The organism is Rubripirellula obstinata, assembly GCF_001642955.1.
In the GTDB taxonomy this organism is placed as follows: domain Bacteria; phylum Planctomycetota; class Planctomycetia; order Pirellulales; family Pirellulaceae; genus Rubripirellula; species Rubripirellula obstinata.
The window spans coordinates 60687-71955 of the sequence record NZ_LWSK01000017.1 but is presented as its reverse complement, the minus strand read 5'-3'; the positions used below and the strand labels follow the sequence as shown (position 1 = coordinate 71955).

The following is an 11269-nucleotide window of genomic DNA, read 5'->3' as shown; positions in this document are numbered from 1 at the left end:
CGGTTTCGCGGCTACGCCGCGAAACCGAGCCAGAGAATTGGTTACAGAGAAAAAGTGAGATGTAACGCTGCCATCCGGGGATTTACATCCCCGGCAGAGAGCTTCCGTCCCTCCCGGGACTATTCACCAACGTTGTGATCGGGTGAAAGGCTTCGCGTGGGGACAGACTCGGGTTTCAGGAGGTGGAAAAGGTGACGGGGTTAATCAGTGCCGTTACTTAAAACACCCCCGCCACTTTTTCTGCGTCCATTGACCGATCGCTGCGTTTCGACTTTGGCAACACTTAGTTGGTAAGAACCGATTTTGATTGATCGACAGTCGTTGATCGAAGTTTCACGGCAAGATTTTCACGAACCTCTGTAGCTGGGCCAACCAGAGTTCAGGCCGCCGCACTGCCGACTGGCCAGCCAGCACTACCGCAGGCCTGTGAGCCCTGGCGGGATCGGCTGCGAATGGACTAGCCGCGACTTTTCCGATTGTTCGGGTGATGACGACCGTGGGTTTCTGCCGATCTGAAGTTCTGTGCGTGACTGTTCTGGACGCGTGCAAACAAAGATTCCGGGGGGAACCTTCATGTCGAACAAGCCATTACGCCGTCAATTATTGATGGCGTCGACGATCCTATGGATCGCGACCTCAACAGCATTCGCCGATTCGCCGCTGAAATTGCGGGTTTCCGGACGTAACCAAATCCCCATCCAATCGCGGATGATTCAGATTCCCAGTGACGCCGGGCAGCCGATCATCGTCACTGCAATTGCATCTGATCCGATGAGCGAAACGATTGCTGTCGCCGGAGATGACAATCACATCCGGATTATCAGCGGCACATCGCTGAAAACGATCCGAACGCTTCGCGGGCATCGCGATCGAATTCGGACGCTGGCGTTCGATCCATCTGGTAACCGCTTAGTTTCCGCAGGCAATGATGGGCAAGTGATCGTTTGGGACTGCAAAGACGCCTACGCAATTCGGCAACGAATGGAAGGCACGCCAGCGATGGCTCGTGTTCGGTTTTCGCCTTCCGGCGGCGAGATGGCGGCGGTCGGTTTCGATAACGAAGTCTACATCATGGGCCGTCGGGCTTCCGCGAACAGTTCTCGCGATCAAGCCAGTGGTTCCCCGATTCGCCGAGCCACCATGCTTTGCGAGTGTCGTGATTTGCGAGCGGTTTCTTACAGCGACGATGAAACACTGCTGGCGATCGCTGGCCGCAGTGGTGACTTGCATTTGTTTGATGTCGAATCAGGCCGATTGGTTGGCGAACATCCGATCCACAGCGGACGCATTGATGATCTCGCGTTCGCTCGCGGCAGCAATCTGGCGATCAGTGTTGGCGAAGATGGCCGCATCGTTTCTTTCGACACTGCCGCTGAAAAGATCGTTCGACGCACCAAGGTCACCAGCGGGAAGTTGTTCGCGATCGCGATGCTGGACAGTCAACTGGCGGCGGTTGCCGGGTCTGACAATGTCATCCGCATCGTCAACATCGACAGCGGAAAGGTGGTTCGATCACTGGAAGGCCACTTGGGCAGCGTGCCGACGCTGGCCGCGACGGGTGGCTATTTGTTTTCGGGTAGCTTCGATGCCACGCTTCGCCGTTGGGCGATCGCGGATTTGAAACCCAGCGATGAAAGAATTGCCGAGAAGAACAACGGCGAAAAACGAGAATAGAAAGTGGCATAGGCTCCTAGCCTGTGAAAGAACAAACCCGGGTTAGAAGCCTAGGCCACATCAGACCAACACCGATGGCACAGGGAGGTGCCCAGCGTGATTTGGAAACCAAAACAATCGCGACGCAATCGCAGCCGATCCACCGCTGATTCAGTCCGCCGACGCGGGATGAAACCCGAGGCGTTGGAAGCTCGTCGATTGATGGCTGCCGACCCGATTCACGTCGGCGTTGTGTACTTGGAAACTGACTACTTGGAAACTGACCAAGACGTCGGAGGTGATTCCCAAGGCGACCGGTTTATCTTGTCGTTTACCGGTGGTGCACCGGAAACCGAACTGTCCGAACTGCGGATTCGAACCGATAAAGACAGCGACGGCATCAGTGTCGGTGATCCGATTTTCGACACCGAACCTGGCGGGCGTGGGAAAGACGGCAGTCACGATTTTCAAATCGTACGCGTCATCACCAGCGATGGCCGCAGCGTGGATGCAACGGCAGAGGTTGAAGACGGCGGTCAGGAATTGGTCCTGCGACTGTCAAACTTTAAATCCGGCGACAGGCTGGAGTTCACGTTGGACGTGGATGAAGTTCTGCGAAATGCGATCGATCTGGAAATTTTCAACAACCGGCTGGATGTGATCACGTCGGGACAGGAGTTCCAAGATTCGATTCTGGAAGCCACTTTCAACGCTCCAAACTACGAAACATCCAACGCTGACGCGATCTTTGAAAACGATTACGGTGATCCGGCCAGCAGCACAGGCTTGGATCTTCCGCCAGACGAAAGTGCCGACATTGATTCGCGTCCAAACCGCTCCGCTGCCGCGGTCGGAAGCGTCGTGCAGGTGCCCAAACCCATCGACATTTCCGGTCATGTTTGGGTCGACAATGACTTAGACCAAGTCCGCGAAGCGGGTGAGCAATTGCTCGAGGGCGTGCAGTTGTCTCTTTGGGCGAGAGACGATTCGGGGCGCTACGTTGACACCGGGCATCGCAGCACGACCGACAGTCAAGGCTTCTACAAATTCGGCAAATCACTCGGCCTCGCACCTGGGACTTACCAGGTCGTTCAAACTCAGCCCGATAGTTACTACAGTGTCGCCGCAGTTCCAGGGACCGTCGCCGGCAATCGCTCTGGTGCAATGTCTGGTATGGACGCCCTGACTGCCATCGAGATCCCTCTGGGCGATAGTTCAGCGATCAATTACGACTTCGCCGAAGCGCAGCCTGCGTCACTGTCAGGCTTTGTGTACGTCGACACTGACAACGATGGACGACGCGACGCCGGGGAAGTCGGTATCGCTGGCGTGCGGGTTCAGCTCGTTCCCATCAACACCATCTCGCCAGGGTCCGCGTTGACGGTCACCACCTCGGCGGACGGTTCGTACGCGTTCACTGGTTTAGCACCGGGCAGCTACGAAGTCATCGAAGTCAGCCAACCAGCCGGCTACAACGACGGAATCGATTCAGCCGGTACCGTTGATGGACTGCAAGTCGGTTCGGCGATCAATCCAGGCGATGAAATCGTCGGCATTGTTTTGGACGGCAATGACGACGGGATCGAATACAACTTTGGCGAAACGCCCTTTGGTTCGATTTCGGGGTTCGTTTACCTAGCCGCGCCCGGAGAAGATTGCGATGGCGTGCATGATGGTCCGGGAAATACGCCCATTCCCGGCGTCCTGGTAGAACTGCAAACTCAAACGGGGCAAGTCATTTCGTCGGCAACCACCGGCGCATCGGGTGGGTATCAATTCGACGAGATTCCGGTCGGCAACTATCGCATCGTCGAATACACGCCGTTTGGTTTGATCGACGGTGAATCGCACGTGGGCCGCATCGGTAACGTGCAAGTCGGCAACAGTGTCGATGGCGGATTGATTAGCGAGATCACGATGACGCCCAACGGCGTCGGTGTTCAGTACAACTTCTGCGAAGGAACGCCCGCGACGCTGTCCGGATTCGTCTATCACGATCAATCCAACGACGGAATTCGCGATGCCAACGAGCAACCGATTCCAGAAACGACGGTCACGCTGATCGACGGTTCCGGAAACGTCGTCGCGACGGCCACATCAGACGCAAACGGTCGCTACGAGTTTGCAAATCTGCAACCAGGCGATTACCAAATCGTCGAAAGCCAGCCTGCGGGTTACCTTGACGGGATCGACAGCGTTGGAAACGTTCGAGGACAACGCGTGGGCCGTGATGGCGGCAACGATACGTTCACTGGCATCACGCTGAAACAAGGCGACATCGGTGCCGAGTACAATTTTGGTGAATTGCTGCCAGCATCATTGTCAGGGCGAGTTCACGTGGACTTGGACGAAGATTGCGAGTTTGATCCGGGCGAAGAATTACTCTCCGGTGTAACGATTCGTCTTTTCGATGTCAGCGGAAACGAAGTTGGCCGCACGACCACCGATTCGAACGGTCAGTACACGTTTTCGGGGCTGGTCCCCGGTGTCTACACGGTCGTTGAGGAGCAGCCAGAGGGGCTGTTCGAAGGCGGTAGCAGAGCTGGATCGGCGGGCGGAGTTGTCGATGGACCCGACGCGGATGGCAATAGCCGAATCAGCCAAATCACGCTAGAATCAGGCGAAAATGCGGTTCAGTACGACTTTTGCGAACGACCGCCTGCGGAAATCAGCGGGAATGTGTTTGCGGATCGTGATGAGGATTGCGTGTTCGACGCGGATGAACCCGGACTGCAGGGTGTCTTGGTCGAACTGTTTGATGCCGATGGAAAACTGATTGGATCAACGACCACCGATGCAGCGGGCAACTACCGATTCACGGGTCTGCGTGCAGGCGACTACACGCTCCGTGAGACTCAGCCGGCCGGCTATCTGCAAGGCGGTCAGCGTGCGGGCAGTGGCGGCGGCGATGACTCGGTGCAAGATGTGATTTCGCGAATCGCCATTGGTTGGGGCGAGCGATTGACGGATTACAATTTCTGCGAACTCGAACCATCGTCGATCAGCGGCGTGGTCTACGTCGATGGAAATGGCGATTGCGTTCACGATGACGACGAGCCACCACTTGCCGGCGTTGTGATCCAACTTCGTGACGGTGACGGCAAGATCATCGACACAACGACAACGGGCAACGATGGTCGGTACACGTTCGACAACCTTCGATCCGGTGATTACCAAGTCTTTGAACAGCAGCCGGATGGATTTTTCCATGGCGGCCAAACCGTTGGCACCGGCGTTGGTCAAGTCTTGGGAATCGACTTGCTAGGCATCACGTTGTCGGCGAACCAAGATGTGATCGACTACAACTTCTGTGAGCTTCCACCTGCATCGATCAGCGGTACCGTTTGGCAAGAGATTGATTTGAACCAGCGTTTTGATCCTGGCGAGTCACCCGTGCCGGGCGTGTTGATCGAACTGCTACACGAATCTGGTGAAACGATTGAGCAAGTCCAAACGGATTCAGACGGAAACTACCAATTCGATTCGCTGGCACCGGGCGTTTATGGGATTCGCGAAAACCAACCGGCGGGCCTGTTCCACGGCGGACAATTGATCGGTGACGCCGGCGGCAATGTTCAAGACGATGACTGGATCGTGGGCATCACGTTGTTGGGTGGAATGGACTCGGTGAACTATGACTTCCCCGAAGTTCCGCCCGCACAGATTTCGGGTTACGTGTTTCAAGACGGCGCAGCGATCGTCACCAATCAAGAAATCGATGCGGCAGAGTTGCGAGAATTTCGCGATGGATTGCGGACACAAGACGACACACCGCTAGGCGGCGTCACAATCGAACTTCGCAACATTCTGGGCCAACCTGTCAACGCCAGCCGCGCCTTATCGGGAAGCTACGATAGCGGCCCGATTCGCGTGACGACCGACGCCGATGGATTCTACGAATTTGTTGGTTTGCGTCCTGGTACGTATCACGTCTACCAGGTTCAGCCCGAGGACTACACCGACAGCCTGGATACCGCAGGATCAACCGGTGGCGTTGCTGTGAACCCAGCCGATACACCGGAGGATTCCGAGCGAATTGTAATTCAAACGCTGGCCGCCAGCGAAGCCACCAATCCGAACGATGATGCGATTTTGAACATCACGCTTCAGGGCGGACAAACGAGCGAAGCGAACAATTTCAGCGAAGTCTTGATCACCCGTCCGGAAGATCCACCGCTTTTGGTTCCTCCGCCAGCCAAGCCAGAGCCGCCGCCTCAGGTGTTTACTCCGATCGAACAATTCGATCCGAACATTCGCTTGGTCACCTTTGCTGAACCGCTGAACGCGCCCAATCGTGTCTACCAGATCGATGAATGGGCTGTGTCGTGGCACCTCAGTGTGATCAACGGCGGTATCAACCGCGGCACTTTGGGAGCCGACGGAAAGATTCAAGCGGCCAGTGCCAAACAGATGAAACAGAACTGGGACTCGGGCGATCACGATGGCGGCAAATGGATGATCGCGGACCGAGATGGCAACCGTACCGAACACGGTGATGATTTCAACTTGGGCGGTGAAGATGCGATCGCGCTCGCGGGTGACTTTGACGGCGACGGGATCGATGAAGCAGCGATCTTTGTTGGCGGCCAGTGGTTTGTGGATCTCAATGGAAACGGACGTTGGGACGCCGGAGATTTATGGGTTAGCCTAGGCACAAAACTGGATCGGCCGGTTGTTGGTGATTGGGATGGCGACGGGAAGGATGACGTTGGGATCTTTGGTCGTCGTTGGCAACGTGACGAGCAAAAGATTAAGCGTGACCCTGGGCTTCCTGACCCTGACAACAAACGTCGTCGTGAAGTTGACGCTCGCACGGTCGCGCATCGCAGCGAAGACCAAGGCGATGATCGCAAGCGATTGATGCTGCGTGGCGATGACGGAGCACTGAAGGCAGACGCCGTCGATCACGTCTTCGCTTACGGCGAACAAGTCGACACACCGATCGCGGGCGATTGGAACGGCGACGGCATCGATCAGATCGCTGTCTTCCGAAACGGCAACTGGTTGCTGGACGCTGACGGCGACGGTCGCTGGACCGATGCGGATGAAAAAGTGAAGTTCGGACGCGTCGGTGATGAACCAATCGTAGGCGATTTCAATGGCGATGACATTGATGAAATTGGCGTCGTTCGAGGCGACGTTTGGATCATCGATACCGATGGTGATCGCCGAATCACCGGCAACGATTTACAGATCCAAGTTCCACGCAGCGGTGAAAACAGCCAACCCGTGGTCGGCGATTTCGACGGCGACGGCAAGGACGAACCGGGTTACTACGACGAGGCAGCCTAAAACTATTTCAAAACGACCTGACAGGTTGCCAGCGAACGGCCGTAGCTGATCCCGCCAGGGTTCAGTCGAGCTTAGCAACGAGCAGCTATTTATAGTCGCCTTTCGCTCCGCGAAAGTGTGATCTGACGCACTTTCGCGGAGCGAAAGGCGACACAGATTTCCCGCTCGATCCTTAGCACAATCGTGGACTGAACCCTGGCGGTACCAGCCACGTTAGAAGAAGTTTCTTGGTATCGCGTGAAACGTCGGCAGGATCGCCGTGGTCTTACTTGTCGGTGCCTTTTTCAATTTGCTCTAGCATCTCAGTCTTGCTTGGCGCGGTGGCGTGCGTCACGAAAAAGGCGGTGGCGGCATTGGCGATGACCAGACGTTCTTTTATGGGCAAGTCGCCGAGCGAGGCACTGAGATAGCCGCCGTTGAAGGTGTCTCCGGCACCCGCGGTGCGAATGACGTTCTTCTGGTGAGTTTGCAATGCATAGCCTTCGCCGTCAGCGGTGCAGGAAGCGACCGCGAAGTGCGGCGTGTGGATGACCAATTCATCGATGCCGATTTCATCACGCAGACTGGTTAGATCGGAAGCGATGAGCGCGGGTTCTGCGCCGAATGGAATTCCAAACCTTGAAAAAAGTTCGGCTCCTTCATGCTCGTTTAGGCTGATCGTCATCGGGATTTTGTCATTGAACTGCTTGACCAAATCCAAGCTCTTCAAAAAAGACTCATTGGACTTTTTCTTGATGTCGGCAAAGTCAAAGAACATCCGCCGGGGAGGTTTGTTGTCGGAAACTTGGGACATAAATCCCTTCAAGAAATTGTCAAAGTCCGGAGTCAGCGACCAATACCCAAGTCCCAGGATGTCAACGTCGGCAAACAAATCCTTGAGCTTCTCTGCTCCGAAAAATTCGACAAAGTCTTCCCATGTCAGGTCAGCGACGGTCTTCAATGCACTCATCAAGATCTTTCCATCCGAGAATTCAAAGACGAGTGTTACCGCGGAGTCGCCGAGCGACACCAGGTTGCAGTTTTCTTTGAACTCGTGAAAAGCCGGATCGATGTCCTGGCTTCCGTAAAGACCGATGATCGTGGGTTGCAGTCCCAGGAACGCTGCGACTCGCCCCGTGTTCGGTGTGAACCCGCCTGAGCAACGACGCTTGGGCACAATTTCCAGACCGACTCCGCCGTCAGCCCGTTGAACAATCAGTTCGCCGAACTCTTTCAAGTTGTCCATGGCGGTGTACTCGGTCAAGCTTTGCCGAACATCGACAATCTGGTAGACCTCGTCGACGAAGCCGTCGCATCCGAGCAGAACGTTTCCGCTGACGTTGTTGATGTAGTCTGAGTATTTTTTCATGTCAGCATTCATCGTTTTTTCTCGGTTTGTGTTTCTCGTCGTGACAACTAGATTTTCACTCGTGTCCCGTTCGGCAGGATGCTGAAATTGTCATGGTGAAAGGCCCCTAAATCAAGCCGGTTATTAATTGCCCCGGTCCGTCGCCTATTGTTTGCGGAATACGTGTTGGAGAGCGTCAAGAACGGAAAGGGGCATGGCCATGTCCAGAATCGAGTAAACTAAATAAACACGGCTCCGCCCCCGATGGTTTTCGAAAATGACACAGTATCAATCCCGCGCCGAATTCCTTGCCGCCCGCGATGCCGCGATGGCCAAGGTCACTGCTGGATACAAAGGCGTTGATGCAACAGACCCGCAAACCCCATCGGGCCACGCCGAGGGCATCCGCACCAGCACGTGGCTGACTAGCGATTACCGAAAGAATTACCGGAGCGATGCGTTGGACATTACGCCAGACGATGTGGTCGGGTGTTTGGTCGACGCAGGTGTCGAGCAATGGGTTTTGATGGGGTTGCACGGTTACGTGGGCTACCTGCCAATGCCGCGTGCGACTCAAGACGTTGACGTGATGGTTGCAATCCATGAAAAGGACAAGGCGATTGCGGCGGTAAGTGCCCGCTGGGCAAGTTTGATCGTCAGTGAATTGTCGGTCGTCGCTCGATTCAAAGACCCGGCTGATTGCTTTTCAGATGGCCGGCCCAAGCCTGTGATTGACATCATGCTGCCAGTCGAACCTTTTTATCAGACCATCTTAGCAAAACACGTCCGAGTCGATGAAGTGACCGGGCATCGACTCCCGACAGTCGAGGCAGCGATCGTCTCGAAGTATGCGGCCATGATTTCGCCCAATCGTGAAATATCAAAAAAAGGATTTGATGGGGGTGACCTTCGTCGAATTGTGAAAGCGAACCTAGACTCGATCAACCAAGACGCTCTCTTCGCTCTCGCAGCCGAAGTCTGGGACGGTGCCGACGCCGACATGAAAGACATTTTCCATCGAGCCGTCAACGACTTGCCATTTGAAGTCTAGCCAGTTTCCAAAAAACATCGACGCGCATCATCTCTGCCGCAACATCGTTTTGCCCTTCCATCGTTTTGCCAAAACAATCCTGTTCGACCGTATTGGAAGGATTGGCAAAACCATAGCACCGTCGGAACAATTAGTGGCGGGAAAATTGGTAGCGAAAGTCGCCAAGACTTTCGGTTTGTCGAGTTGCCGAAACTCTTGGCGAGTTTCGCTACACAACTTATTGTTCCGACAGTCCATAGACTGGCAAGACCATGTCATTGCCGCCAGAGACAATTCGGCCCTGCCTGTTTACCCGATTGTGTTTGATTGCATGTCACTGATTCGGGCGATGTAGTTTGCCATTAAGTGAGATTCAATCTGGGTCTGCACTTCTCGCCACAGTGTTTCTTCGGACGAATTGGTTAAGTCGTTTCCTGCATCGTCAGCGGAATCGTTTTGCGGGTTAGGTTGCGATTCCGCCAGGTCTGATAGAAAGGATTGGGCGGTTTTGTTTTGGTCACCACCAAGCGTGATCTCTTGCTGGACATGGTTGTATTGATTACTCAGCAAACTGATCGTCGGCATGCGTGGCACCAAGTCACTCAAGTCAACATACCGGAAGATCTTCCCAGGAAACTCTTTGTGATAAGCGTCAGCGGCTCGCTGGTTGCCAACCATCGGAGCGCCGAAGGTGACGATTTGATGAACGGGCAGGAACGCTTGGTGGAAACGCCAGCCCGCCATCAATGCAATCGCACCGCCAAGTGAATGACCGGTGATCCAAATCGGTCGCTCTTTTCGATCGTAGGCAGCTTGGACCGTGGATTTAAGTGGGAACCAAACTTCTTCGAGCGCCGCCATAAAACCGCGATGAAAACGAGCCCCCACGCCGGCCGCTGCAAAGTCCGTCCCAATTCGGCCCTCGGGCAAGACCAAGAAATTTCGTGAATTGGTCAGCAGCCAATCTTTGAATCCGTCCAAACTGCTCGGACTCTCGGAACCGCGAAACGCGACCACGATCGATTCAGCATTCTCGCCAACATAGACTTGGGTGTTATCGACACTGATCAAACGTGCCTGCAAATTCAGCTCGTCTCTAAAACGCGCCGACGCTTCGGATTCACCCAAGTAAGCCAGGTCACACGCACGCGCAAGATAGTGAGCGTGCATCGGCCCGTGATCGACCGTTGAATCTAAAAACAAACCCGTTTGACGAGTGAGCGCCAAGCCGTCGCTGGCCGACAGGTCGATCGATGAAACCGGCGCTGCCTCGGTTGCACGAAACCGCGACCGCCAAAGCATCCAACCAATGACCAGAATCACAAACGCTACGAGAATCATTAACAGAACAGAACTCATTGGAACGCTCTCCGGTTTTCGCCACTTTCTTTCCAACGCTCGATGACTTCTTCGCTAACCGAAGTTTGCCGAACATCGACTTGAGTTAGCGATTGAGCTTGCGACAAAAATTCTTGAAACCCTTGGTCTGTGATCGATGTCGCTCGCAGACGCAGCGTCCGAAGCGAAGGCAGTTCGGTGAGTTTCATCAAACCATTATCAGTGATCGAGGTGTCATTCAGATCAAGTTCGCGAAGCGATTTCATATTCGTCAGATGATCAAGTGTTTGATCGTCAACATCCGGGTTGGCCATTTGCAGAACAACGGTATCGGGATAAGAACGTAACAGTTCGTAACTGGTTCCATCCCAACCGGTCAACGAAACATGACGTTCCTCGTTCACCATCACGACGCGAGGTCCAAGGTCAACCTCCAGTCGCCGCGAAACGATCGCGGGTCCGGTGACCAATGCCAAACCGATCAGCAAAGCGGCGATCGGTTTGGCAAGATGAGACCAATCGCGTTTGAAGAGTTTGACCGTGATCCAGATCAAAGCAAACGCGATAAAGATCAGCCCAGAATAAAAACTGAATTCAAATAACAGTGCCATGACAATCCAAAACCGTTG

The 11269-nt window shown here is 54.6% G+C and carries 6 protein-coding genes; 3 read left to right on the top strand and 3 right to left on the bottom strand.

The window, feature by feature from the left end; all coding sequences use genetic code 11:
* Nucleotides 1-573 precede the first annotated feature (573 nt).
* A complete protein-coding gene (locus RC85_RS07485) occupies nt 574-1674 on the top strand; it encodes a WD40 repeat domain-containing protein (protein ID WP_068260613.1) in 1101 nt (366 codons plus the stop codon).
* 168 nt (nt 1675-1842) lie between these two features.
* Nucleotides 1843-6945, top strand: coding sequence for an SdrD B-like domain-containing protein (locus RC85_RS07480; protein WP_068260639.1), 5103 nt, complete (start codon nt 1843-1845; stop codon nt 6943-6945).
* A gap of 265 nt (nt 6946-7210) precedes the next feature.
* Here RC85_RS07480 and RC85_RS07475 read toward each other — a convergent pair whose 3' ends face one another.
* On the bottom strand, nt 7211-8305 hold the full coding sequence (locus tag RC85_RS07475) for a PfkB family carbohydrate kinase (protein ID WP_068260609.1): 1095 nt from the start codon (nt 8303-8305) through the stop codon (nt 7211-7213).
* A gap of 244 nt (nt 8306-8549) precedes the next feature.
* On the opposite strand from RC85_RS07475, the gene RC85_RS07470 reads away from it, so the two are divergent.
* Nucleotides 8550-9323 carry a hypothetical protein gene (locus RC85_RS07470; protein WP_068260604.1) on the top strand — a complete coding sequence of 258 codons (774 nt, stop codon included), beginning with the start codon at nt 8550-8552 and terminating at the stop codon, nt 9321-9323.
* 288 nt (nt 9324-9611) lie between these two features.
* Here the strand turns inward: RC85_RS07470 and RC85_RS07465 are convergent, their stop codons facing one another.
* Together RC85_RS07465 and RC85_RS07460 are read right to left on the bottom strand one after the other, a co-directional pair.
* Nucleotides 9612-10661: a lipase family protein gene (locus tag RC85_RS07465; RefSeq protein WP_200836800.1), complete on the bottom strand. Its 1050-nt coding sequence runs from the start codon at nt 10659-10661 to the stop codon at nt 9612-9614.
* Complete coding sequence (locus tag RC85_RS07460) at nt 10658-11251, bottom strand: leucine-rich repeat domain-containing protein (protein WP_068260601.1); 594 nt, start codon at nt 11249-11251, stop codon at nt 10658-10660. Before RC85_RS07460 ends, RC85_RS07465 begins: the two co-directional genes overlap by 4 nt.
* Nucleotides 11252-11269: the final 18 nt, after the last annotated feature.

Coding starts and splice junctions, on each gene's coding strand:
- RC85_RS07485 (WP_068260613.1), top strand. CDS start 574: ATGTCGAACAAGCCATTACGCCGTCAATTATTGATGGCGTCGACGATC.
- RC85_RS07480 (WP_068260639.1), top strand. CDS start 1,843: ATGAAACCCGAGGCGTTGGAAGCTCGTCGATTGATGGCTGCCGACCCG.
- RC85_RS07475 (WP_068260609.1), bottom strand. CDS start 8,305: ATGAATGCTGACATGAAAAAATACTCAGACTACATCAACAACGTCAGC.
- RC85_RS07470 (WP_068260604.1), top strand. CDS start 8,550: ATGACACAGTATCAATCCCGCGCCGAATTCCTTGCCGCCCGCGATGCC.
- RC85_RS07465 (WP_200836800.1), bottom strand. CDS start 10,661: ATGAGTTCTGTTCTGTTAATGATTCTCGTAGCGTTTGTGATTCTGGTC.
- RC85_RS07460 (WP_068260601.1), bottom strand. CDS start 11,251: ATGGCACTGTTATTTGAATTCAGTTTTTATTCTGGGCTGATCTTTATC.